The sequence below is a fragment of the Nonomuraea sp. NPDC049695 genome (assembly GCF_040674955.1).
Lineage (GTDB): Bacteria > Actinomycetota > Actinomycetes > Streptosporangiales > Streptosporangiaceae > Nonomuraea > Nonomuraea helvata.
Genome location: NZ_JBFANV010000014.1, coordinates 101922 through 126267, shown reverse-complemented (window position 1 = coordinate 126267; position 24346 = coordinate 101922). Strand labels below are relative to the sequence as shown.

At 70.6% G+C, this 24346-nt stretch carries 20 protein-coding genes; 10 read left to right on the top strand and 10 right to left on the bottom strand.

Features of this window, described 5'->3' with window-relative positions; genetic code table 11:
- Nucleotides 1–278 precede the first annotated feature (278 nt).
- Nucleotides 279–686 (bottom strand): hypothetical protein, encoded by a 408-nt coding sequence (locus tag AB0J64_RS15575; protein WP_364026549.1) that lies wholly within the window; start codon nucleotides 684–686, stop codon nucleotides 279–281.
- A 152-nt stretch (nucleotides 687–838) separates the two neighbouring features.
- Between AB0J64_RS15575 and AB0J64_RS15570 the strand changes: the two genes are divergently transcribed.
- The 3 genes from AB0J64_RS15570 (at nucleotide 839) to AB0J64_RS15560 (ending at nucleotide 4507) form a co-directional block, all read left to right on the top strand.
- Entirely contained in the window at nucleotides 839–2545 is a 1707-nt protein-coding gene (locus AB0J64_RS15570) for a carboxylesterase family protein (protein WP_364026546.1), read from the top strand.
- 74 nt (nucleotides 2546–2619) lie between these two features.
- Complete coding sequence (locus AB0J64_RS15565) at nucleotides 2620–3276, top strand: response regulator transcription factor (RefSeq protein ID WP_364026543.1); 657 nt, start codon at nucleotides 2620–2622, stop codon at nucleotides 3274–3276.
- Nucleotides 3277–3316: 40 nt separating this feature from the next.
- Nucleotides 3317–4507, top strand: a complete 1191-nt coding sequence (locus tag AB0J64_RS15560; RefSeq protein WP_364026540.1) for an ATP-binding protein — start codon at nucleotides 3317–3319, stop codon at nucleotides 4505–4507.
- An 80-nt stretch (nucleotides 4508–4587) separates the two neighbouring features.
- On the opposite strand, the gene AB0J64_RS15555 is transcribed toward AB0J64_RS15560, so the two are convergent.
- Entirely contained in the window at nucleotides 4588–8568 is a 3981-nt protein-coding gene (locus AB0J64_RS15555) for an AAA family ATPase (RefSeq protein ID WP_364026537.1), read from the bottom strand.
- A gap of 183 nt (nucleotides 8569–8751) precedes the next feature.
- Between AB0J64_RS15555 and AB0J64_RS15550 the strand changes: the two genes are divergently transcribed.
- Nucleotides 8752–8937 (top strand): hypothetical protein, encoded by a 186-nt coding sequence (locus tag AB0J64_RS15550; protein WP_364026535.1) that lies wholly within the window; start codon nucleotides 8752–8754, stop codon nucleotides 8935–8937.
- 38 nt (nucleotides 8938–8975) lie between these two features.
- On the opposite strand, the gene AB0J64_RS15545 is transcribed toward AB0J64_RS15550, so the two are convergent.
- Nucleotides 8976–10139, bottom strand: coding sequence for a hypothetical protein (locus AB0J64_RS15545; RefSeq protein ID WP_364026532.1), 1164 nt, complete (start codon nucleotides 10137–10139; stop codon nucleotides 8976–8978).
- Nucleotides 10140–10303: 164 nt separating this feature from the next.
- Between AB0J64_RS15545 and AB0J64_RS15540 the strand changes: the two genes are divergently transcribed.
- The 4 genes from AB0J64_RS15540 (at nucleotide 10304) to AB0J64_RS15525 (ending at nucleotide 13253) form a co-directional block, all read left to right on the top strand.
- A complete protein-coding gene (locus AB0J64_RS15540; RefSeq protein ID WP_364026529.1) occupies nucleotides 10304–11632 on the top strand; it encodes a cellulose binding domain-containing protein in 1329 nt (442 codons plus the stop codon).
- A gap of 356 nt (nucleotides 11633–11988) precedes the next feature.
- The gene (locus tag AB0J64_RS15535; protein ID WP_364026526.1) at nucleotides 11989–12453 is read left to right on the top strand and encodes a DUF5994 family protein; all 465 of its coding nucleotides are present in this window, start codon (nucleotides 11989–11991) and stop codon (nucleotides 12451–12453) included.
- A gap of 132 nt (nucleotides 12454–12585) precedes the next feature.
- Complete coding sequence (locus tag AB0J64_RS15530) at nucleotides 12586–12975, top strand: STAS domain-containing protein (RefSeq protein WP_364026523.1); 390 nt, start codon at nucleotides 12586–12588, stop codon at nucleotides 12973–12975.
- Between the two features lie 74 nt (nucleotides 12976–13049).
- Nucleotides 13050–13253: a hypothetical protein gene (locus tag AB0J64_RS15525; RefSeq protein WP_364026520.1), complete on the top strand. Its 204-nt coding sequence runs from the start codon at nucleotides 13050–13052 to the stop codon at nucleotides 13251–13253.
- A 27-nt stretch (nucleotides 13254–13280) separates the two neighbouring features.
- Here the strand turns inward: AB0J64_RS15525 and helR are convergent, their stop codons facing one another.
- From helR to AB0J64_RS15505, 4 genes are all read right to left on the bottom strand, one after another.
- The gene (gene helR / locus AB0J64_RS15520; RefSeq protein ID WP_364026517.1) at nucleotides 13281–15431 is read right to left on the bottom strand and encodes an RNA polymerase recycling motor ATPase HelR; all 2151 of its coding nucleotides are present in this window, start codon (nucleotides 15429–15431) and stop codon (nucleotides 13281–13283) included.
- A 141-nt stretch (nucleotides 15432–15572) separates the two neighbouring features.
- Nucleotides 15573–15806, bottom strand: coding sequence for a hypothetical protein (locus AB0J64_RS15515; protein WP_364026514.1), 234 nt, complete (start codon nucleotides 15804–15806; stop codon nucleotides 15573–15575).
- Between the two features lie 121 nt (nucleotides 15807–15927).
- Nucleotides 15928–17142 (bottom strand): cytochrome P450, encoded by a 1215-nt coding sequence (locus tag AB0J64_RS15510; RefSeq protein WP_364026511.1) that lies wholly within the window; start codon nucleotides 17140–17142, stop codon nucleotides 15928–15930.
- An 86-nt stretch (nucleotides 17143–17228) separates the two neighbouring features.
- Nucleotides 17229–18392, bottom strand: a complete 1164-nt coding sequence (locus tag AB0J64_RS15505) for an FAD-dependent oxidoreductase (protein ID WP_364026508.1) — start codon at nucleotides 18390–18392, stop codon at nucleotides 17229–17231.
- A gap of 139 nt (nucleotides 18393–18531) precedes the next feature.
- Between AB0J64_RS15505 and AB0J64_RS15500 the strand changes: the two genes are divergently transcribed.
- Nucleotides 18532–19140 (top strand): TetR/AcrR family transcriptional regulator C-terminal domain-containing protein, encoded by a 609-nt coding sequence (locus AB0J64_RS15500; RefSeq protein WP_364026505.1) that lies wholly within the window; start codon nucleotides 18532–18534, stop codon nucleotides 19138–19140.
- 26 nt (nucleotides 19141–19166) lie between these two features.
- Here AB0J64_RS15500 and AB0J64_RS15495 read toward each other — a convergent pair whose 3' ends face one another.
- Both AB0J64_RS15495 and AB0J64_RS15490 read right to left on the bottom strand, forming a co-directional pair.
- Nucleotides 19167–19868, bottom strand: a complete 702-nt coding sequence (locus AB0J64_RS15495) for a LacI family DNA-binding transcriptional regulator (RefSeq protein ID WP_364026502.1) — start codon at nucleotides 19866–19868, stop codon at nucleotides 19167–19169.
- A gap of 12 nt (nucleotides 19869–19880) precedes the next feature.
- Nucleotides 19881–20663 (bottom strand): hypothetical protein, encoded by a 783-nt coding sequence (locus AB0J64_RS15490; protein WP_364026499.1) that lies wholly within the window; start codon nucleotides 20661–20663, stop codon nucleotides 19881–19883.
- 184 nt (nucleotides 20664–20847) lie between these two features.
- Between AB0J64_RS15490 and AB0J64_RS15485 the strand changes: the two genes are divergently transcribed.
- Complete coding sequence (locus AB0J64_RS15485; protein ID WP_364026496.1) at nucleotides 20848–21414, top strand: substrate-binding domain-containing protein; 567 nt, start codon at nucleotides 20848–20850, stop codon at nucleotides 21412–21414.
- 4 nt (nucleotides 21415–21418) lie between these two features.
- On the opposite strand, the gene AB0J64_RS15480 is transcribed toward AB0J64_RS15485, so the two are convergent.
- The gene (locus AB0J64_RS15480) at nucleotides 21419–24214 is read right to left on the bottom strand and encodes a LuxR family transcriptional regulator (protein ID WP_364026493.1); all 2796 of its coding nucleotides are present in this window, start codon (nucleotides 24212–24214) and stop codon (nucleotides 21419–21421) included.
- Between the last annotated feature and the right edge of the window lie 132 nt (nucleotides 24215–24346).

The window sequence follows — 24346 nt, the reverse complement described above, 5'->3', positions numbered from 1 at the left end:
TTGCTCAGGGGCCCGCCACCGCATCGGCACTTCGCCTTCGGCGGCGGCGTCGTCACCGTCGACCTGGCCGGACGGCGTTCTGGTGGCACAGAGCAGGCAGCTCGCGCGTTACACGCCGCCGGCCGCAGTTCAGCGGACCGAGCGTTGATCATTCGGCGGGGCAGACGGTGCCCGGTGGCGGGAGCGTCAGGTCGGTCAGGTACCTGGTGGCGTGCTGGATCGCGACAGGTACATGATGTAGCCGGGCCCGTCGTAGGCGACGGTCACCGATCCCGGGATCATGCCGGTGAAGCTCTCGGTCGACGCTCATTGCCAGCGTTCCGGGCGTCGCCGTGACACGCGCGTAGCTCCCCATGGCCGTACTGCGACGAGGTGACCGGGATCGGATGGCGATCGGCATCCCTCAGGAGCTTGTGCCATACCGCTTCGGCGTCCTCGCCGTGCAGCGCGCAGGTGGGAGTGTCCGCGCACCACTCGGCGAACCTGGCGAACATCCGTTGCTTGACGGGCAGGCTCAGCAGACCCTGTGCGGGCCAGCCTTGGGTCTGGTTGTTGACGCTGTCGAGGTACATGGCCCGGATGTGCCGGGGGAACAACCGGACGTACGCGGCGGCCGCGATCCCGCCGAGGCCGCCGGCCATGAAGCTCAGCCGATCTTCACCCAGCGCCCCGCGGATCGCCTCCACGTCCCTGGAGAGGATCCAGGAGCCTGGTCCTACTCTTCAGGGTGCACCTGTGCCTGTGCGCACCAGGCCGCTTTCGTAGGCGTTCGCCGCGTCGCCCGCGGCTGCGACGGCACCCCCGTACCCGAGAAGTAGCCCCGCCCCACCTTTCGACCATGCACGTGTGCAACAACCTGTCGAAAGCCTGCGACTTTCACATCTCACGGCGGGTGCGGAGCCGGTACGAAGCTGGTCGCATGCTCGATAGAAGATCACCGTCGATTCGGCGGTTGCTCGCCCTGACCGCCGGCGGCTGCCTCACCATGACCCTCTGCGTCGCGCAAGCCGCCGCGCGACCGCAGGAGCGGACAGAGCCGCGGCCGTCGGTCGTGGAGCTGGACTCGGGCCGGATCCGCGGCTTGGATGATGGCACAGTGAGGACGTACTCGGGGATACGCTTCGCGCAGCCGCCTGTGGGGAGGCTGCGGTGGAAGGATCCGGTGCGGGTCGCAGCGTGGCGGGGGGTGGCCGACGCCACCAAGCCCGGCCGGCCGTGCACCCAGGTGGACCAAGGTAAGCAGATCGGTGGGGAGGACTGCCTGTTCCTCGATGTCACCGCGCCGGCCAAGTCGTCGCGCAAGCGGCTGCCGGTGATGGTGTGGCTGCACGGGGGCGGCTTTCTCGACGGCTACGGCAGCATGTACAACGCTCGGCGGATGGCCGACCAGGGCGAGGTGATCGTGGTGACGCCCAACTACCGGCTCGGGGCGTTCGGCTACCTCGCGCTTCCTGGGCTGTCGGGTTCGGGCACCTTCGGGCTGGCCGACCAGCTCGAAGCCTTGAAGTGGGTCCGGCGCAACGCCGCGGCCTTCGGCGGCGACCCGGGGAACGTGACGTTGTTCGGCCAGTCCGCCGGCGGGATCAGCACCTGCGCGCTGCTCACCTCTCCGGCCACGCGTGGCCTGATCGACAAGGCCGTCATCCAGTCGGGGGCGTGCATGCTCAACTGGCCGACCGGCACCTACATCCCGGTCCCGGACATGCCGACGATAACGCCGTACCCTTCGCTGAAGGCCAGCCAGGACATCGGCCTGGCCGCGGCCAAGCAGCTCGGCTGCGCGGCGGGCAAGGAGCTGGAGTGCCTGCGGTCCAAGCCGGTCTCCGAGCTGACGAAGGTCAACGAGAGTTTCGGCACCGCCCTCGCCCACGGCACGCCGCTGCTGCCGCTCGAACCGGCGCAGGCGCTGCGCACGGGCAAGTTCCTGCGCGTGCCGGTGATCTCCGGCGGCACCAAGAGCGAGGGCACCGGCTTCGTCGCCGGCACCGCGCAGGCCGGGATCCCGGTGACCGCCGAGAACTACCCGACGTTGATGAAGAACGCGTTCGGCGAGCAGGCCGGCAAGGTGATGCGGGAATATCCGCTGACCGGCTTCTCCTCGCCCGGCCTGGCCTGGGCGACGGTGAGCAGCGACCGCGCGTGGGCCTGCCCGACCTTGGAGAGCGACGAGGCGATGGCCGCCCGCACCACCGTGTACGCCTACGAGTTCGCCGACGCCAAGGCCCCCAACATCTTCGAGACCCCCTCGGAATTCCCGCTGGGCGCCCAGCACGCCAGCGACCTGCCGTACCTGTTCGACCTGGACGGCCGGCCATGGGACGGGCTCACGTCGGAGCAGTGGCGGCTGGCGGAGCAGATGATCGGCTACTGGACATCCTTCGCCCACGCCGGCAAGCCCCAGGCCGCCGGCGCACCCGCCTGGCCCGCGTTCACACCGTCCGGCCGGACCGTCCTCAGTCTGAAGCCCGCAAGCCAGGGCGGCATCGGTCCGGTCGACCTCAGCGGTGAGCACCGATGCGCCTTCTGGCGCGGGCTCGCCGGTTGATCACCGCGATGGTGCCCGGCCCGGCACGGGCCGGGCACCACGGCGGGCGATGACGGATGGCAGACTGTGCAGACGTGATCAGGGTTCTGCTCGCTGACGACGACCCGATGGTGCGCCGGCATCTGAAGACGATCCTCGGCTCCAGCACGGAGGTGGAGGTGGTCGGCGAGGCGCGCGACGGAGCGGAAGCCGTCGAGGAGGTCCTGCGCAACCGGCCCGACGTGGTGCTGATGGATCTCAGGATGCCGGGCGTGGACGGGATCACCGCGACGAGCGAGATCGCGGCGCTGGCATCGCCGCCCGCGGTCATCGCGCTGACGACGTTCGAGTCCGACGAGTACGTGCTGCGCGCCCTCGAGGCCGGGGCCGGGGGCTTCCTGGTGAAGAGCACCCCGGCCGAGGACCTGCTCAATCTGATCAAGGTGGCGGCGGACGGCAACGTCGTGATGTCACCGAGCGCCGCGCGGAGACTGGTCACGCATTCGTCCAGGGACGACGAGCGGCGCGACGCGGCGCGCACGCTGGTGGCCAAGCTGGCCGAGCGCGAACGGGAAGTGCTGGCCTGCCTGGGTGAGGGGCTCACCAATCCGGAGATCGCGCAACGGCTGTTCCTGTCGGAGACGACCGTCCGCAGCTACGTCTCCCGCCTGCTGGTCAAGCTCGACCTCGCCCACCGGACGCAGGCCGCACTGATCGCCCACCAGGCCGGACTCCTTGACGGGCCCGGCTGACCACGATCCCGCGACAACCGGCCTGCTGAAGGTGCCCACTGTGCGCAAACCGCCACGTTTCCCCCGGCCGGAGCTCATCGTCAGCGACCGAAGGATGATGCTCATCGCCGCCATCGGCGCGGCCATGCTGTGCGCCGTCATTCAGATCGCGCTGCACGCCGCGGGCGGGTACGCCGGCGGCGCCGGCTTGCCCGTCGAGCTGGCCCTGAACCTCCTGCTCGACGCGTCCTTGCCGGCGGTGGTCCGTTTCCCGCGAGCGGTGGGAGCGCTGGCCGTCGCGGTCACGACGGTGCTCGCTCTGGGCGCCAGTCTGGCGCCGGGTGTGCTCTCACCGCGGAACGACCCGATCGTGACGCCCGCGGCGGCCCCGCTCGTGGTGTCGTTCCTGGTCGCCCTGGTGCCCTGGCGGCAGGCGTTCGCCTTCGCCGCTGTCCTGGCGCTGCCGGCCATCCCGATCTGGTCGCCCACGTGGGGGACGCTCTACACGGCGCTGTCAGCCACCGCCCTGCCCGCGCTGGTCGCTCTTTACCTGAGGACCCGGTACGAGCTGGTGCGCGAGCTGCGCGAGCGGGCCGAGCTGGCCGACTCGGAGCGCCGGCTGCTCGCCGAGCGGGCAGAGACCGCCGAACGGCAGCGCCTGGCCGCGGAGCTGCACGACATCGTCACCCACCACGTCACCGAGATCGTCCTGCACGCCGACGCGCTGCGCGTCACCACGGGCGACGACGACGCCCGCGTGGCGGCGGAGCAGATTCGGCGGGTCGGCACGCGCACCCTCATCGAGCTGCGCGACCTCATGCGTGTGGTCACCACAGGGGCCCGGCCGGTGGCCGCCCGGCGTCCCGACGACGACACCGGCGGCGACCTGGCCGCGCTGGCGGCGGCCGACCAGGCGGCCCTGAACGTCGAGGGCGATCCCGGCACGGTGCCCGCGGTCGTGGCCCGCGCCGTCTACCGGGTGGTGCAGGAGTCGCTGACCAACGCCCGCAAGCACGCCCCCGGGGCGCCGGTCGCCGTCACCGTCGTCTATCCCGGCGACCGGGCCGACGTCGAGGTGCGCAACGCGGCGCCCCGGCGGAGCGCCGACCCCACACTGACCGGCGCCGGCTCAGGGATGGGCCTGACCGGGCTCAACCGCCGGGTGACCCTGCTCGGCGGCACCTTCAGCGCGGGAGACGACGGCGAGGGAGGCTTCACGGTCACCGCCGGCATCCCCGCCCCAGCCACGTAGAACGCGGAGGATCATTCGGCGGGGCAGGTACGCCGCCTACTCGCCGTCCTCCGCTACCCGCAGGCCTGGCCGAGGCTTCCTCACCCTGGGCAGGCCGCCACGTAAGGCGCCCCGGGTGCGTAACCCTGCCACTCGCGCTCGGTGAACTTGCGCTCGACGAGAGCGCAGACCGCCGCGACGGGATCGGCGGGGAGGTCCACGTCCCGCAGGACCACGGCCCCCTTGCCCATGGTGGCCAGTGTCCGGCCGTCCGGGCTGACGGCGGCGCCGACGACGCCATTGGCCTGCGCCGGCAAGGAGCCGCTGAGCGGTCGCTGCGATGTCGTCTCCCACAGAGAGACCGTGTCATCGGGGTTCCGTACGACGGCGACGCTGCCGTCCGCGGTCAGCGCCATAGCCGTCGTCTCCGCTCCGAACGTGAAGGGCGGGGCGACGGTCTCGCCCTCCGCGACGTTCACCTGCTGGACTCTGTCGTTCCACATGAGAGTGAGGACGCGGCCGTCCGGGCTGAAGGACACCGCCTCGATGACGTCCTCGACGGCGCGGCTGGGCAGGTCGACCACCAGCGTACGGTGTCGCAGATCCCACAGTTGGACGCCGGCGCCGAAGGCGGCCATGACGGATCCGTCCGGGCTGAACGCCACGCCTTCATAGAACACGTGAATCGGCGTCCCCGTTTCGCGGCCGGTCCGTACGTCCCAGAAACGTACTGAGTGGGCATAGCCGGGGTTTCCCCGGCAGGCCACCGCCACCGTCGTGCCGTCCGGGCTGAACGCCGGCGCGCCGGCGGGTGTCCGGCAGGGCAGCGGCGGACCCAAGGGGCGGTGGCTCGCCAGATCGAACAGCTGGACACCGCTGTCGACGTTCCAGGTGCCGACGATCTTTCCGCCAGGGTGGAAGGCGACGTCCTCCACGCGCTCCGGCCATGGATCGCCGATCGGCCGCCGCGAGGCGACGTCCCAAAGACGCATCCGCGAATCGAGGCCGGCGCTGGCCAGCAGCCGCCCGTCCTGGCTGAACCGCGGCCGGTAGGTCAGGCTCGAACCGCCGATGAGGCTGTCGAATCTGCGGTCCGGAGGGTTGTCGATCAGGGTTCTGCCCTGCGGGAAGCGGCTGCCCATCCGCCACAGGCGCACGGCGTGCCCCTGCCCGGCGGCGGCCAGGTAGGAGCCGTCCGCGCCGAAGCACATCGACCACACGATGCCCTCGGAGAAGCCGGTGAGCGGCGTGCCGAGCGGCCGGCGGGTCGAGGGCTGCCATAGCCGGACGATCGATTCGTCGCCGCCGACGGCCAGGGCGGTTCCGTCCTGGCTGAAGGCCACCGTGTAGATCGCCTGGCCGTCCGGGATCGGGGGCCCGTCAGGGCGGCCGCGTGCCACGTCCCACAACCGTACGGTGCGGTCTCCGCTGCCACTGGCCAGCGTCTTTCCGTCGGGGCTGAAGGCCAGCGTGGCGACGCCGAGCTCGTGGCCGGTCAGCGGCTCGCCTCTGGGACGTCTCGTACGGGTGTCCCACAACCGGACGGTCCTGTCGACGCCCCCGCTGGCCAGGGTCCGGCCGTCGTTGCTGAACGCCACGGCGGAGACGATGCCACGGTGCCCGGTCAGCGGGCCTCCCTTCGGCCGGCCGCCGGGCACGTCCCACAGCCGTACCGTGCCGTCATCGCTCGCGGTGGCCAGGGTCGCGCCGTCGTGGCTGAACGCCAGGTCCCTGATGATGGCCTTGTGGCCGGTGAGCGGATCATGGAGCGGGCGGCGGGTCGCCACGTCCCACAGTCGCACCATGCCGTCCTTGCCCCCAGCGGCCAGGATCTTGCCGTCAGGGCTGAAGGCCACCGAGAAGCTCTCCTCGCGTGAGAAGGGGACGGCCCCGCCCTGAGGGCGGCGGGTGGGCGCGTCCCACAGGCGCAGCATGTTGTCCCGGCCAACCGTGGCGAGGGTCCTGCCGTCCGCGTTGCACGCCACGTCGACGGCGGAGCCGGGTATCGACCCGTGGTACGGGCTGTTCAGGACGCTGAGCAGGCTACGACGGGCGTCGCCGGTCGGGGCGACCCGCCACGCGGAGGCCGCGAGTAACGCCGACACCATCGGATCACTCTCACCGACCGACTCGCTGCGCACGGCGAGCAGCCGCGACAGTGTCTGGGTCTGCTGCTGGGCGGACTCCCGCCCGGCGCGGACCGCAGCAACGGCGGCGACCAGCGCGATGACGAACAGTCCCGCGAGCGTGGACACAGCCGCTCGCCGCAGGCGACCCCTGCGCTTCTCAGCCACCGTGGCGTTGTCGAGAAAGGCCCGCGGAAGCGCCTGCAACTCGGGATACCGTTCTGGATCGGCCCGCCAGTAAGACAGGACCTGCCGGACCGCGTCCAGGCGGAACCCGTGATAGAGGAGGGACCGGTCTCGCTCCTGCCGCTGCCACTCCTCGGCGTCATCCAGCAGCCGCTCGTACAGGGCGCGATGCGCCGGATCCTCTTTCAGCCAGCCCGCCAGCCGATCCCAGGCGTGCAGCAGCGCGTCATGGGTGATCTGAACGGTGTCTCCCTCGACCACGACCAGCCGTTCGGCGGCGAAGCTCTCCACCACCGCCTCAAGGTCGGATCGGCCGGACTGGTCCTGCCCGGTGCGCCGGTACGGCATCGGCCGGCGCCGGACCGCGCCGTTCACGGTGACCTGGGTCAGGCGGTGGAAGACCTGCCGGGCGAGCTTCTGCCGCCGGCCGCCGAGCGAGGCATAGACGGATTCGGCACTGAGCTGAATCGCGCGCGCGACGCCTCCTGCCCGCTCGTATCCGCGGGTCGTCAGCCGGTCACCCTCGCGGTGCGTCCAGGTGACCCGCATCGCCTCCGACAACAGGGGCAACGCGCCGACCTGGAAGGTGTCGTCTTCGGGAGAGGCGCGTAAGTCGTTCACGATGATGTTGACAAGTTCGGGGGCGACATGAATGCCCGCTTGTTCGGCCGGGCCGGTGATGGCCAGGCGCAACTCGGTCTCCGACATCGGCCCCACCATGAGCAGGTCCTGACCGAGCGCCGCTTCGAGTTCGTCGTACGCCGTGCAGGCCGTCAGGAAGTCGCTGCGGATGACGGCGATCACCAGCGCCGGAGCGGACGCGGCCGATCTCGGACCCGAAACTGCGGCATCGCTCGTGCCCCCGCTGCCGCCGGCCATCGTGTGCAGCGCGGTGATGAGGGCGTGGCGCTGCCGGGCAGCACCTTCAGCGGGAGCGAAGATCTCCTCGAACGGGTCCACGATCAGGATGAGCCGGCTGGTCTCCCGCTCGTGCCCATCCGGTGCCGCCGAACGCGCATGAGCGGCGAGGACATCGCGTACCAGCGCCAGGGCGTTGCGCGGGTCGTCCCGCAGCTCGCGTCGGGCGACCGCGGGATCCGTCCCGGCCTCGGCGGCCAGCCTGCGCGCCAGTTCGTCGAGCGGGGCATCGGTGGGCTGGATCGTGACCACCGGCCAGTGCTGTGCGCCCATGTCAAGCAGGTGCAACGACGGCAACAGCCCGGCTTGCAGCAGCGACGACTTGCCCGCTCCCGAGGCGCCGCTCACGATCAGCATGCCCGGCAGGTCCGCTCGGTCCAGCCGGGCTCTGAGTGCGGCGATCAGCTTGGTGGTGAGTCGGTCCCGACCGTAGAAGACCGCGGAATCGCCCTTGCCGAACGGGGCGAGGCCCCGGTAGGGGCAGCCGCCGGACCACTGCGGCGGGCTCTGCACGGCGGTGCGCGCGGGGGCGGCCCGCGCCTCCCGCAGGAGCCGTGTCCACGCGCGCTCGTCCAGTAACTCTCTTGTGCCCTCGGCCGGCAAGACGGCCGCCTTGGTTCGGCAGGCCTCGATCAGGATGCGGATCACCGCGGCGAAAGCCTGGTCCGACTTGGGCAGGTGCTCGCCGGTCTTCCAGTCGCTTATTCGCTGGGCTCTGACCGTCCAGGTCTGGCCCGGAGCCCGCCGTGCGGTGGCTCTCGCCGCGATGCGGTCGAGTGGCAGATCGGCGAGGTCGAGCAGCTGAGCCAACCGGCGCGCCAGCCGGGTGCGTGGATCCTCCTGCTCGGCCACAGCGCCCTCCCGCAAGGTATGCGCGCATCCGGAGCGGACCGGACCGGACAACCACTGTAGACGGCTTCAGCAGCGCATATCGGAGGTTCGCCGCCACAGGCGCTCGCCGACCTGGCAAGTGGCGAGCGTACTGGGACCGTTCCCCCCAGCCGGGGTGGTGAAGCTCTGGAGAAGGGTGCGCTCATGATCGGTATCGCTACCGTGCTCGCTGCTCTGGGCGGCGGCCTCTTGTATGCCGGGACGCTCACCATCCTGGCCGCGGTGTCGGTGTACGGCCGGACGCCGTCTCGGCGCCGCAATGCTCGGGCCACATTGGCCCTGCTCGTACGTAGCCAGGGCAGGTCAGGGAGCGACGACGAGCCGTCCTGACCGCCGTCGTCGCGGCGCGGCAGCAGCCCGAGAGCAGGTCATTCCAGCCAGTCGGCGCCGGCCCTGAGCCAGGAGCCTCCCAGGAGCGTCGAGCACAGCGCGTCGGCTCTGTCCCGGCCGACCAGGCCCACACAGACGTCTCGGAGTGGCCGGGCGAGGTAGCGGACCTCCGCCGCGGCCTGCCGGACGGCGTACTCCAGCGACCGGCGCGAGATCCAGGCCAGCTCGGGTCCGGGATCGCGTTCGGTCGGGTGGGTCAGCAGGAGATTGTCGCCGTCCGCCGCGACATGGACCCAGGGGTGGCCGATCCACACCATCGTCGGATCAGGCCCGCGATGCCGGGCGGCGTCGCGCCAGTTGGCCAGGTCGGTGAGGTCGCTGCAGCAGCCTGGCGAGACGAGCGGCCGCCCCGCTGCCACCAGGCAATATCCCCCGCTCACAGCGCTGACGTGGTCGAGGGCGTCCTCGGCTGCCAGGTCTGTCGCAACGTCCTTGACCGTGGCCCGAACCAGCGTCGTCAAGCAGTGCCCGCCGAGAAATCCGGACAGCGGGATCAGCGTCGCGTTGCCCGGCATCGGTCTCGGCAGGCCTGCCGCGGCGACCCGGTCCAGCCAGTAGGCGTCCCGGAGCGACTCGTCGGCGGGCGGTGCCGGACAGCCGTCGGTCAGGATGCCGGAGAGCGCGTCGATCACCGGCACCAGCCGCACATCATCGTGGACCACCGGCGCTGGTGGCCGAACCGGTCGGGCGGCGGTGGCACGCAGAGCCTGTTCGTACTGCCGCCTGTCGAAGACGAACGGCCCGAGAGTCGCCCGCAGGTCCCAGTCCCGGTGGTTGTTGGCGAACCTCGACCACCGCACGACCGCATCCGTGACCTCGACCCTGGCCAGCAGCGCCCAGCACTCCGGGATGCCGCAGGTGCACCCGAGCAGCATGGTCTCGTCGTCGTCCTGGTTGTAGGCGGTCTCCGCCGGCTCCCCGAGATAGTGACGGCTCGGCCAGCCGACCATCTGCCGTGGAAAGTAGCTGTACTCGCCCGCAAGCAGGGGCGCGGGCTCGGGCGCGAACTCCTCGGCGCGCTCGAGCTGCTCGTCCTGCGCATACGGCAGCTCGGCCGTCCGTACGAGATCGAGCAGCGGAACGCCATCTATCAAGATCTCGATGAGACCGTGGCTGCCCGGCCGGAACTCGATCTCCTGCATGTCGCCTCCTCACCGACATCCTGACGCATGCGCGGACAGCAGGCTCCCTCGATGAAAGTTACACAGGCTTTGGCGTGTTTTCCCAGCTCGCGCGCACCTGCACTTGACCAGGCCAGCGCTACGCGGAAAGAGTCGTGTCGATCCTTTTCTGAGTGGGGAGTCCGATGAGTCACGCTCGTCGCCGGTTGATCGCCATCCTGCTTCCCGGTTTCCTGGTCGCGCTCTGCGCCTTGGTGCCCTTCATGCAACAGTCCGCCAGCGCGGTCAGCGACCCGACCGGCCCTGTGACGGGCAACGCCACCTATTTCGACGGGCTCGGCATGCCGTACGGCGGTTGCGGAGTGCCCCAGGCGAATCTCGACTCACAGGATTTCGTCGCGCTCAACGTCTACAACACGCCCGGCGATTACACCTTCTACCCCCGGCCGCTGACCGGGGCCAATCTCAGCAAGGCCGGGTTATGGAACAACGGCCTGAACTGCGGCCGCTACGTTCAGGTGGAGATCGCCGATTTCTGCACGGGCACCAACGACGGCGCGCAGAACCAGCCGTTCTGCCGCAACGGCTCCTGGGTCTCCGACGCCTACAACGGCGCGAAACTGACCATGCTCGTCGCCGACAGTTGCGGCGACTCCAACGGCTGGTGCCGTGACGATCCCTACCATCTGGACCTGTCCAAGGACTCGCTCAACCGGTTCGTGAAGAACGGCGGCGCGGTCGGGGACATGTATCCCAACCACTGGAACAACCGGCACGTCACCTGGTCGTTCATCCCCGCGCCCAACTACAGCGGCGACATCAACATCGGGTTCCTGCAAGGCGCCCAGGTCTGGTGGCCGGCCATCTCCGTCTCGCACCTGGCCAACGGCATCCACGGCGTCGAGTACTTCGCCAACGGCGCGTGGCAGACGGCCCAGATGAACGGCGACATGGGCCAGTCCTACGTCATCGGCGGGATCACGTCGGGCTCCAGCCAGTTCCAGATCCGGGTGCGAGACGTCACAGACAAGCTGATCAACGGCGGGCGCGTGTACAGCTTCACGCTTCCGTCGTCCTGCAACCCGCAGTGCGGCACGGCGTACACCAAGGTCAGCTACACCACCTCAGAGGGCTCGACCTCGACGCCCACGGTGACCCCGACGGTGACCCCCACCGTCACGCCCACGCCCACGCCCACCGGTGGCACCGGTGTCTCCTGCGGCGTGAACTACCAGGTCGCCAGCGCCTGGCAGGGCGGCTTCACGGCCAACGTCACCGTGAAGAACACGGGCACGACGACCTGGAACAACTGGACGGTCACGTGGACCGCGCCGTCCGGTGTGAGCCTGGTCAACGCCTGGAGCTCCACCATCACACCGTCGGGTACCACGTGGACGATCAAGGCGCCGAACTACGCGACGAGCCTCGCGCCAGGGGCGACGGCCACCTTCGGCTTCCAAGCCAACGGCCCGTCCACGCCCGGCCCGACCGGCATCGCCTGTTCCTCCGGCTAGCAGTTGATCGGCGTGGTGGACCGCGGTCGGCGCGCCAGGCCGTACCGGACCTGGCGCGACGCCGGGTGCTGTGGGGCCATTCCCGTTGCGGCGTGACGCACGCCATGACCAGCGGGAGCGGAGCGCGTACTGACGCTGGGGATTGGTGAATCCGGAACCGGCAGGTAAGGTCAAATCACCGAGGACACTTCGTGCGTTGGCACTCAGGTCGGCGTCGCCCGCGGCGATAGACGATCGAGGGCCTTTCGGTCCGGACGGGCTGGGCAGCCATGCCGCCGACACTTCTCTCCTATCTCAAGCCGCTGAGCGCTCGTGCGTCCACGGTTCCCGCCACCGGCTCGAGGCTCCGGCTCTCCATGAGTCCCGTGCTGGACCGGTCCGCCATCGTGGACGGGGCCTGGTGGCCGTACTCCCTCGATGCCGCTGCCGAGCTGCCCGGCCTGATCGCCGCCGTCGATCGGCGTCTCGGCAGGACCACGCTGCGGGTCACGGTGTACCGGCATGCGTGGGACCATCTTCCGCGCCGGATCCCGGCACGCGGGCGCCAGGTCAGGGTCGGCTGGTTCGGCCAGGCCGATCCCCCTGTGGTGACCTTGAGCTTCGATCGCGCCGAGCCGATCGTCCTACTGGTGATCCCGCCGCGCGCGGGGAGCGGCACTGCCCAGGCCGCGCTCATACTCGCCAACCAGGGCAGGAGCGGCTTCGCCGCCGCCCACTTCCTCACCGTCGCGCACCTTCCCGCCGCGCCGGGCACCGACGCGCCAGAGCGGGGCGGCTTGCCCGGCTGGGACGACGAGGGCCGGCACGCCATCGGCAACTAGCCGATGACGTGCCGGCGTGACCACGTGCTGCCAACGGCCGGTTCGACCGGTGCCGGCACCGCCGTCCGGCGGCTGACCGGCCACCGGCCGGCAGGCGCCTCGTTCCCTACCCTTCTCCGATCGGAGACTCTCATGACCGTCATCGACGCACTGCCTCCAGGCCTGGCGGGGCCATCGGCTCCCACCACCGTTCATCTGTCGGGCGAGATCGACATCTTCAGCAGCGGAGCGTTGCGCGAGCAGCTGCTGAACACGCTGGACCACAGCACCAGCCTGCTCGTCCTCGACCTCTCAGAGGTGACGTTCTGCGATGCGTCCGGGCTGGCCGTAATGATCGGTGTCCAGCATCGCGCCCGAGTTCAAGGCATCACCGTCGTGCTGACCGCACCGCGCCCGTTCATGTCCCGACTGCTGCACCTCACCGGACTGGGCCGCAGCCTGCCGGTGCTCGAGGACAACCGGCAGGTGCCGCCCGCCCTCTGGGGGTTTAGAGCGGCAAGAAGGGGCAGGCGTTTGCTGTGATTGCTCGTATGGGCCGTCAGTTTGCCGGTTATGCGAATTTTTAACCGTTTTGTCGCGGCGAAAGAAGGTCACCGATGAGCGTGACACAGTTCCCGCTTACCCTGCGCGTCACCGTCAGCGGAGCGACTCCAGAAGAGATCAGAGAGAACGCCAGGGCTCAGGCCCATGACTTCTTCGGCCCCGACGCCGAACTGGACGTCATCAGTGCTGAGGCTGAGTCGGAGGAGGAGCACCGTAATCGCTACCGTGCGACCGTCTGCTTCCGTCGAGTTGCCTGACGATCTCGGACATGGTCGCGGCCGGCGTCAGGAGCTCGTGAGGATGACGAGTTGCCGGGTCGCCCGGGTCATCGCGACATAGCGGTCGACCGCTCCTTCGATGCCCTCGCCGAACCTCTCCGGATCGATGAGGACGACCAGGTCGAACTCGAGCCCCTTCGACAGCTCCGGCGTCAGCGACCGGACGCGGGACGTCGCCTGGAACGTGGGATCGCCGATGACGCAGGCGGTCCCATCGGCGTGTGCGGCGAGCCAGGTGTCGAGGATCGAGCCCAGATCGGAAACGGATCCGCGTACGACGGGGACGCCGCTGCTGCGGATGGAGGTCGGCACGTTGGCGTCCGGGAGCGCGGCCCGGATGACCGGCTCGGCTTCCACCATGATCTCTTCCGGCGTCCGGTAGTTGATGCTCAGGGAGGCCAGATTGATCCGGTCGAGCCCGATCCGCTCGAGCCGTTCCTGCCACGACTCCGTGAACCCGTGCCTGGCCTGGGCGCGGTCCCCGACGATGGTGAAGCTCCGGGACGGGCAGCGGAGCAGCAGCATCTGCCACTCCGCGTCGGTCAGCTCCTGAGCCTCGTCCACGACGATGTGCGCGAAGGGGCCGGCGAGCTGGTCCTGGTCGGCGCCGGGCAGAGCGGTGTCGTCGACCAGGGCCTCTTTGAGGTCCTGGCCGTGCAGCATCGTCACCACGCCTTCACCGTCGTCATCGGCCTCGAGCAGGTTGTCGACGACCTGCGCCATGCGCTCGCGTTCGGCGGCGACGGAGGCGGCATGCCGGCGCTTACGCCGTGACGCCTCCGGGTCGCCGAGCCGCTGCCGTGCCGCGTCCAGGAGCGGCAGGTCGGACACCGTCCAGGCCTGGGCGTCCGCGCGCTGCAGCCGCCGAACCTCGTCCTGGCTCAGCCAGGGAGCGCACATCCGCAGGTAGGCGGGTACGGACCACAGGTCTCCGACGAGGTCGGCCGCTTCGATCAGCGGCCAGGCGCGGTTGAAGGTCGTGAGCAGTTCCCTGTTCCGCAGCAGCGACTTGCGGAGCAGGTCAGCCGAGACGTCATCGTCGTCATGCTTGTCCATCAGGATCGTGAGCAGTTCCTCCCAGATCTGGTCGCGCGCCTCGTTGTGCGGAGTACCGGGTTCCGGTGCTTCGAACGCCTCGGCCCAATCGTCGGCGCTCAGCCAGATGTCGGACCAGTGGGTCGTGACCGTCATCCCCTTGGTGGGCGGGTTCTCGTAGAACCTGACGGCCGGCTCGATGGCCTTCACCATGTCCGCGGACGACTTCAGGCGGGCCACGTCCGGGTCGGTCTCGATCGCCGCCGCGGCTCCCTCGGTGACGAGGTCCCGCAGGGTGCAGGTCTGTACGCCCTCCTCTCCGAGGCTGGGCAGGACGTCGGCGACGTAGGCCAGGTACGGCTGGTGCGGACCGACGAACAGCACGCCGCCCCGCCGGTGACCGAGGCGGGGATCGGAGTAGAGGAGGTAGGCGGAGCGGTGCAGCGCGACGACGGTCTTCCCCGTACCCGGTCCGCCGTCGACGACGAGAGCGCCGCGGGATCCCGCGCGGATGATGGCGTCCTGGTCGGCCTGGATGGTGCCGAGCACGTCGCGCATCCGGGGCGACCGGCTGCTGCCCAGACTGGCGATGAACGCGGACTGGTCGTCGAGCGCGGCGTGCCCGACAAGCCCGTCCGAGGTGAACACCTCGTCCCAGTAGTCGCTGATCCGGCCGCGGGTCCAGCGATACCTGCGGCGGCTTGCCAGCCCCATCGGGTTGCCGTGGGTGGCTCCGAAGAACGGCTCGGCCGCGGGGGAGCGCCAGTCGAGCAGCAGCCGGCGACCCGTGCTGTCCGTGAGGCCGAGTCGTCCGACGTACACCGGCTCGGCATTGTCCGCGCTGACCATGTGGCCGAGGCACAGATCCAGACCGAAGCGACGCAGCGCGCGCAGGCGAGCGGTCAGCCGGTGGATCTCCAGGTCCCGGTCCAGCGCCTGCCGGCCCTTGCCGCCGGGCGCCTTGCGCTCGGCGTCGAGGCGGTCGGACAGCTCGGCGATCGACTGCTCGAGGCTCTCCGCGATGGCCGCGAAGTGCTGCTCATCGCCGGCGATCAGCGCCGGGTCGGCCTTGGGGGAGAGGTGGTCGGGAAGGTCAAACGCGCTGGTGGTCAGCGGGTTCACGTGATTTGGCTCCGATGTGAGGGGGCTTGTTCCGCAGGCTCTAGCCTCGGCCGACGATTCTGCGGTATGACCCGGGTCTTGCCGCAAGCCCCCTGGTGCGCTATACGTTGAGAGTGGAGAGGAGCGGATAACCCCCTTTCCTCAGCAGGGCGTGAAGGAGAGCTTCATCTGGCCCTCGAGCGTCCCCCATTGGTCCGCGGGCCGATTGCACCCGAACCAGCGCTGCCCGACGAGCTGATCTCCGGCGTAGTAGCTGATGACGACGAGGTTGTCGCCACCCGGCGGGGGAGGCGGAATGGCGTGAGCGGGGGTCGAGCCGAGAGTGAGCGCGCCGGTGGCCAGCACCGCCGCTAATATCCCGCGCTTGATTCTCATGGACGTTCCTCCAGACGAACCGGCTGCGTGAACTGAGATCAAGGTAACCGCCTTCGACGAACGTTGCCAGAAGCAGTCGATCATTCAGGACGGAATCTTCATCCGCGCTTCTGCGCGGGGTTCACCAGCGGACCGGCACGGTGCGCAGCCCGCCGACGGCCAGCCCTTCCACGCGTTCCAGCTCCGCCACGGGCACGGCCAGCTCCAGGGTCGGGAGCCTGCGCAGCAGCACTTCCAGCACGACCTGCAGTTCGGTGCGGGCCAGTGCCTGGCCCAGGCAGGAGTGGGCGCCGGAGCCGAAGGCCAGGTGAGGGTTGGGGCTGCGGCTCAGGTCCATCTCGGCCGCGTGCTCGAAGGCGCTCTCGTCACGGTTGGCCGCGGCCATGCTGCAGATCACGGTCGTGCCCTTGGGCAGGACGGTGTCGTTGACCTCGGTGGCCTCGCGTAGGTAGCGGGGCAGGCCGAAGCCGGAGTTGGCGTCGAGGCGCAGCGTCTCCTCGACGGTGGTGCGGATCAGCGACGGGTCGGCCAGCAGCCGCTCCCAGCGGGTGCGGTCGGCCAGCAGCATGGAGACCATCTTGCCGATCATGTTGGCGGTGGTCTCGTGCCCGGCGACCAGCAGGGCCATGCCGGTGACCAGGATCTGCAGGTCGTTCAGCCCGCCGTCCTCGGGGCCGCCGGCCGCGATCAGCTCACTCAGGAGGTCGTCGCCGGGCTCGGCGCGCTTGGCGGCGAGGTGGTCGGACATGTACTGGAAGAACTCCGCCTGGGCGGCGTCGATCTCTTCCTTGCCGTAGCGGGTCAGGTTGAGCAGCGTGTCGGACCAGTACGAGAACCGGTCCCGGTCCTCGGCCGGGACGCCGAGCATGTCGCAGATGACGTAGACCGGCAGCGGGAAGCCCAGACCGGCCTTGAGGTCGCCGGGCGCGCCGCGCTTGACCAGGTCGTCGATGAGGTCCTCGGCGATCTGCGCCATCTTGGGCCGGATGGCGGTCATGCGCTTGGCGGTGAACCACTTGCCGACCAGGCGCCGCCAGCGCTGATGCTCCTCCCCGCCGTCGGGGATGATCGCCGCCATCTCGCTGCTGAACAGTCCGCCGTCCTCCGTGGCCGACAGCCGGGCGGCGTCGGGGGCGTTCAGCAGACGGGTGAAACGCGGGTCGGCCAGCACCTGCTTGACGTCCGCATAGCGGGTCAGCAGCGTCGCCTGGTCGCCGCTGGGCAGCGTCACGTGGGCCACCGGGCACTTGCCGCGCAACTCGGCCCACTCCGCGGGCGGCTCCAGCGCCGCGTCGCTCGTGATCGGATAGGTCAGGACCTGCTCGTCTGCGCTCATTCGGCATCTCCTCATGGAGGTCTCGTCATCGAGTATGCGATGGGCCGCTCCCGGACCGCCTGTGGCGGCAAGGAGCGGATGGTCTTTCAGGTGTTCAGGTGCTGCTGCCGCAGGAGGCGGGCCTGCTTGGGCATGTTCCAGCCGAGGACGCCGGTGACCCGGCCGTCCTGGCGGTAGACGGCGGCGAAGCGGTGCTGCTCAGGGTCGCCCTCCACGACGGTGGCCTCGGCCGCCGGTGAGGGCAGGCCATGGGCCTGGATCTTGATGTCGTACTGGTCGGTCCAGAAGTACGGGATCGGCGTGTACGGGCGATCGGCGCCGAGGAGGTTGGCCGCAACCACCTGGGCCTGCTCGGTGGCGTTGGTGCGGTTCTCCAGGCGCAGCCGTCTGCCCAGACCCGAGTGTTCGAAGGAGGCCACGTCGCCGACCGCGTAGACGCCGGGAGCGGCACGGCAGCAGGCGTCGCACTCCACCCCGTCGCCCAGGGGCAGGCCGCTGCCGGCCAGCCAGTCGATCGCCGGGCGGGAGCCGATGGCCACCACGACGGCGTCGGCGGGCAGCAGCTCGCCCGTCGCGAGCCGTACCCCCGTGACCCTGCCTTCGGCGCCGATCAGCGCGTCGACCGCGACGCCGAGCCGCAGCCGTACCCCGCGCTCGGCGTGCGTGCGCGTGAGCAGGCCGCCGACCACATCGCCGAGCTGCTCGCGCAGCAGCGCCGGCCCCATGCCGACGAGGGTGACCTCCAGGTTCAGGAGGCGGGCGGTGGCGGCGAGCTCCGCGCCGAGGACCCCTTCGCCCACGACCACGAGCCGGGTGCCGGCGGTCAGGTGGGCGCGCAGGGTGAGAGCCTCGTCGAGGCTGCGCAGCACGTGCACGCCCGCCAGGCCGTCCTGGCCGGCGAGCCGGCGTGGGGTCAGGCCGGTGGCGACGACCACGGCGTCGGCCCGCAGCGCGCGGCCGGAGGCGGTGGTGACCGTGCGCTCGGCCGCGTCCAGCGCGACGGCGGGCTCGCCCCGGACGAACTCGGCGTCCAGGGCGTCGAGCTGAGCCGCGGTACGGAGCTGAGCGCGGCCCGGCTCCCAGGCGCCGGTCAGGACCTGCTTCGACAGCGGCGGCCGGTCGTAGGGGAGATGGAGCTCGGCGTCCAGCAGCGTCAGTCGCCCCCGATAGCCGTGCCGCCGCAGCGCCTCCGCTGTGCTCAGGCCGGCTGCCGAAGCACCGGCGATCAGCACACTTCCGGGCGAGGTCACGAGGCGTTGCTCGGGTGAAGAGGGGTGGCCCGGCCTACACGTGTCCACATATGTCGAGATCCCTTCGTTCTGCCGTCCACACGTTAGCCTACATCTGCAAGATAACCTACACATGTAGTCGTTCGATATGCTGGCGGGCGTGGCCACTAGCAAAGAGAGCAGCACCCCATCGGGCGACCGGCGTGTCCGCCGCACCCGATCAGCGCTGGCGCGGGCGCTGATCCAGCTGGTCGAGCAGCAGGACCTGTCTCGGATCAGCGTCTCCGACGTCGCCGAGGGCGCTGGAGTGAGCCGCTCGGCGTTCTACGACCATTACCGGGACGTCCACGAGTTGGCTGAGGACGCCTGCACCGCGATGATCGACGGCTTGATCGAGTCGCTGCCGACCCTGGGCCTCGACCCGGCGGACCTGGAGCGGGAGGCCATCCAGTCGCTGGCGGCGTTCTTCGCCAGCCTCGCCGAGCACGCGGGGCTCTATCGCGCGCTGCTGGGAGCGCAGGGGAGCGCGCGCGTCGTCGACCACATTCGCCGCCGCATGGCCGCGGTCATCCATGACCACCTCGAGGCCGGTGATGCGCGCGAGCACGTCCCCTATGACGTCACCGCCGCGTTCATCGCGGGCGCGCTCATCGGCGTGGCCGTCGACTGGCTGCAAGGTGGATGTGACCGGAGCCCGGCCGAGATGGCCACGGTGACCTGGCCGCTCCTGGACGCGCACTACCGCGTCCACGAAGCAGGGAGGAGCTGAAGGCTCCGTACTGCGTCGCCCTCCGCTCAGGTCGATGCGCGGTGGATGACGTGAGGAGCCAGCGAGGCGGGGGTCAGGCGCGGCTTGCGGTCTGACAGGCTCGCCACGACCGCCTCGGCCAGGGACCGGCCCACCTTCTCCAGGTCGAAGGCGATCGTGCTGAGCGGGGGATCGGCCACCTGGGCGAGCGGGATGTCGTCGGCGCCCATGACCGCCAGATCTCCGGGGGCGGCGAGCTTGGCGCGGCGCATGGCTGACAGGAGGGCGATCGCGACCTCGTCGTTGTAGGCGCACACGGCCGTCACCGACTCCCGGCGCCAGCGCCGCGCCGCGCGTGCCATCGTGGCGGTGTCGAGTTCGGTGTCGAGGGCCAGCGGGGGGTCGATGCCCGCCCGCGCGCAGGCCTCGGCGACCCCCAGCAGCCGGTCGCCGGCGATGTTGCGCAGCAGCGGATGTTCGGGCATGGCGTAGCCGAGGCGTCGATGCCCCAGGGCGATGAGGTGCTCGGCCTGGAGGCGGCCCATGCCCTGCATGGTCGGGTGGGCCTCCACCTCGGTGGTGAACACGATGTCCGCGCCCGCGTCGCGGAGGGCCTGGGCGGTGTCGTCGTCCAGCGGATCGAGGCTGGCCACCACCGAGGCGTCGATGGCGGCGCAGACGTCGGGCAGCGACCGCCCGGTGATTCCGGGGCTTTCAAGCGAGGCTCTTTCGTAGGCCTCCAGCCGCACGAGGTCGCTGGGTTACGCGACCTTGGACGAGGGTGCCGTCCAGGTGTTGCAGGAACCCGGGTCGCCGGTGCGGAAGCCGGCCCGGATCCAGTTCTTGATGGTGCTGGTCCTGCCGTACTCGGGGACGTCGCCGGGCCCGTCGCCCCGGACGAACCAGAGGAACATGTCCCAGTCCGCCGTGGTCTTGCCCTTGATCGGCCAGACGCTCTTCATGAAGGCGCCGCCCAGGCATTCGGTCTGCAGGGACAGGCGGCGCCGCTGCTCATGGTGCTCGGCTTTGCTGCGAGCTCTGAGGTCCTCGCCGGCGTCGTATATGCCGGCCAATTTCAGCACGTGATAGCTGTACATCGACGCGGCCGTGTTGAACAGCCAGAGGTCCGAAGGGGTGTCGAGCCATGACTTGCCGACCTGGAAGGTCAGCGTGCGGTCCCAGTCGCAATACAACGCCTGGGAATCCTCGGTCCCGTTCTCGGAACCGCAGTACTTCTTGGGCAGGCGCTTCACGTGCCGGACCTTGACCGGCTCATAAGGCAGGCCGGCATTTTTCAGCTGCGGCCCCCACGTGTTCTCCAGGCAGCGGATGACCTCGTCGATGTAGGCACGGGCCTGGGTGCGGTTCTCGGGCTCGACCGGCAACTCGTCGCAGGTCGTCATGGGCAGCTGGCCCGACTGGTAGAGCGCGTTCTTGGTGAGCACCGGGTTTTTCATCGGATATGCCGCGGCGTGCGCGGCCGGTGCTCCGACTAAGGGGGTGATGAGAGCGCAGGCGAGCGCCGCGATCTTGAGAGGTTTCACGTCGGGCGACAATAGGGCTTCCGCAGTAAATCGCGCTAGATCAAATGGTACGGGGCTCAGGAAGATGCCCTACATCGATGTGGTCGAGTATCCGGGCGGCCGCGCCGAGCGCCGCTGATCGTTCGTCCTGGCGCGGCGCAGTACCTCCTGAACGTCCGCCCCGCTGAGGTGGTCCTCCGCGTCCATGGAGCTGCCGGACGACGTCCCCTTCGTCGGAGCCACCAACTGGAGCGGCGGCCGATCGGCCACCCGTCACCTGATCCAGCTGGGCCACCGCCGGATCGCGATGATCAGCGGTCCCGACGACGTCCTCTGCTGCCGAGCCAGGCTGGACGGCTACCGCTCCGCCATGGAATCCGCCGGCCTGCCGGTCCGCGCCGACCTCGTCGTACGTACCGATCTCACCCCGGAGGACGGCCACGCGGCGGCGCTCGACCTGCTCAACCGCCCCGAGCCGCCTACGGCGATCTTCACCGGCAACGACCTGCAGGCGCTCGGCGTCTACCAGGCCGCCAGGGCGCTCGGGCTGCGGATCCCCACGGACCTGAGCGTGGTCGGCTTCGACGACCTTCCGCTCGCCGCCCTGGTCGATCCACCACTGACCACCGTCCATCAGCCCATCGCCGAAATGGCCGTGGCCGCCACCGAGCTGGCGATCGCCCTGGGGCGCGGGGAGCGCACCTCGCAGGCCGGGCTCGAGCTCGCGACGACGCTCAGCGTCCGGCAGAGCACAGCCCCGCCTCCTGACTGAGGTCTCAAGCCCGGAGTGCCACTCCGGGCCGCGGCGTTCCGGCCGGTGGCGTGATCGTCCAGGATTGCCGCAGCAGCTCCGCCAGCTCGGTCCGTGAGGTGATGCCGAGCTTGGGAAAGGCGCGGTAGAGGTGATAGCCGACGGTTCGCGGGCTGAGGAAGAGCTGGGCGGCGATCTCCCGGTTGGACGACCCCTGCGCGGCCAGGAAGACCACGTGCCGCTCCTGCGGCGTCAGCCCGCGCAGTGCTTCCGGCAGCCGCTCCGCGGGGCTCGCCTCGCCCGCCGCGCTCAGCTCGGCCGCGGCGCGATCGGCCCAGGGGGCCACACCCAGCTGCTCGAACGCGGCACGCGCGGCCCGCAGATGAGAGCGGGCTTCGGACCTGCGCCTGGTACGGCGGAGCCACTGCCCGTAGGCGAGCTCGGTCCTGGCCCGCTGGAAAGACGCCAAGGACGAGCCGTGCAGGTCGAGCGCGCCGGTGAAGAGCGGCTCCGCCTCGCCGTCCGGGGAGACCAGTGCCCGGCACCGCAGCGCCACCGCGCCCACCCAGCGCTGGCGCGTGTCCCCCGCCCACCGCTCCAGCAGGGCGAGTGGCTCGACGGCGGCGCCGGGCAGGTCGGCCTGGACGGCGGCGTCGACCAGGTCCGCCGCGCAGTGGACCGCGATCACCGGGTGGTGCGCGGGCCCGGCGACCACGCGTTCGAGGTGGTCCACAGCGGCGCCCGCCCGGCCCAGCCCCAGCTCCAGCAGGCCGAGCGCCCAGGTGGCCAGCGCCGCGCTGGCCGGCGCGTCGTGTTCGGCACAGTAGGCCAGGCTCGACTCGGCGTAGGCCCGGCAGCGCTTCTCGTCGCCGCCCAACGCGGCGATCAGCGCGACCAGGCCGCTCAGGTGCCCTATCCGGTGGGTCTGGCCGAGGTCACCGGCGAGCTTCAGCCCCTCGGTGGCCTGCCTGAGTGCGTCGGCGTTGCGGCCGCTCAGCAGGAGGGCCTGGGCCTGGAGCTGCAGCGCGTACGGCAGGAGCCCCATCAGGTCCTGGTGGCGGCAGTCGGCCACCAGCGTGGAGGTCAGGCGCAGCGCCGAGCCGGCGTCGGCGGCCATCAGCCCCAAGGAGGTGGCGGTTATGGCCTGCTGCGTAGCCAGGGCGGGCGTGTGCTCGACCAGCTCGCCGATGGCGGAGAAGCCACTGAGCGGGCCACCGGCCATGACCTTCGCCAGCAGGGGCAGTGACCGGGCCAGCGGAGCGGACCAGGTGGGCTGGGCTCCTGACCGCGCGGCCTGCGAAGGGGCTCGCGAGGCCTCCGGAGCCGCCCAGACGGCGGCGGCGATCTGGGCGGCGAGCCCTTCATCGCCGCTGTAGCCGAACAGGCGGATCGCGTCGGCGATCATGACGACGGCCATGGCGTCGTCGCCGATCCTGGCCGCCGAATCCAGCAGCATCCGCGCGGCTCTGGCCGGCGAGCCGGTCTCGGACTCCACGGTGGCCAGCACGCGGGCGGCGGAGGCCAACGTCGAGGGTTCGGTGCTCAGCCTGGTCGCGCAGGTCGCCAGGTCCGCCGCCCGGCGCAGCTGGCCGGCGTCGCACGCGGCGAGCGCGGCGGCGGCCTGGCGACGGCCGCGTGACTCGGGATCGGCGGTCAGCTCGGCTGCGCGCTCCAGCGCCGGCGACGTCCCGATGGCCTCCAGCCCGCGCGCGATCTCCTCGTCGGGCTCCAGCGCGGCGGCGGCGAGATGCCAGACCCGCCGCTCGGGCGACGCCTCGGCCAGGGCCAGGTGCGCGGCGATGCGGGCCGAGATCGGCGCGGACTGGTAGGCGGCGACCAGGACCAGCAGGTGGCGAGGGGTGAGCCCGGCCGGCCGCACCTCGACCAGCTGGGCGGTCTCGGCGGGCTCCAGATCGGCCGGGGTCGCTGCGGCGGTGGAGAAGAGCTCGGAGGCCGGGAGTGCCCCGGCGGCGGCGAGAAGTTCGGGCAGGGAGGCCGCGGGGTCGGCCGCGGCCAGCAGGAGAAGGAAGCGGGTCCGCTCAGGCAGGACGCGTAAGCACGCGCCGTACAGCTGATCGGCCCGCCGCGAACGCCCGGGCCAGCCGGTGTGGAGGCCCAGCGGCGACAGCCTGCCCTCGACCTGCGCGGGGCTGATCCCGGCGGCCAGCTCGCACAGGGCCAGCGGATTGCCGCGCGCATCGCCGACGATCCGCTCACGCGCCTGCGGGACGATGCCCGGCCTGCGCTCGGCGACGATGTCCAGCGCCGCCTGCCGGTCGACACCCGGCAGGTCCAGCTCGTCGATCCCCTGGAGCGCGGGCAATTCGCCCTCGGCGGCCACCAGGATCACCACGCGCGCGGCGGCGAGGCGGCGTACGCAGAAGGACAGGACCGCCAGGCTCTCCCGGTCCAGCCAGTGCGCGTCGTCGATCAGGCAGAGCACGGGCCGCCGCCCCGCCAGGTGGCGCAGGAGGTTCCAGACCGGCAGGTACGGCGAGCCCGGCCAGGCAGGCTCGCCGGGCACCCGGCTCTCCGGCTCGGGTTCGCCCAGGCGTTCGAGGGCGTCGCGCTGCTGGGCCGGCAGGTGTTTCCAGCGCGGGCGGGTGGTCGCCAGCAGCATGTGGAGGCCGCCGTACGGGAAGTGCGACTCCTCCGGGGTGCCGGAGGCGCGGAGCACGATTTGATCACTCGCGATCTCGGCCGCGAAGGCGAGCAGCGCGCTCCTGCCCGCCCCGGCTTCCCCGCGCACCATCAGGGCGCCGCTCTCACCAGCGAGAAGTCGCGTGATCCTGGCCTGCTCCGCGATGCGCCCGTGCAGCACGAGGCGAGAGTACCTGACTCGTAGTGGATCTCATACCTAACCAGGAACATTCAGACGTCCTTGATCCACGTCATCCGTACAGATGTGGGACGGACAGGTCGCGAATACGGTCTCCGCCGGAGGTCGGCATGA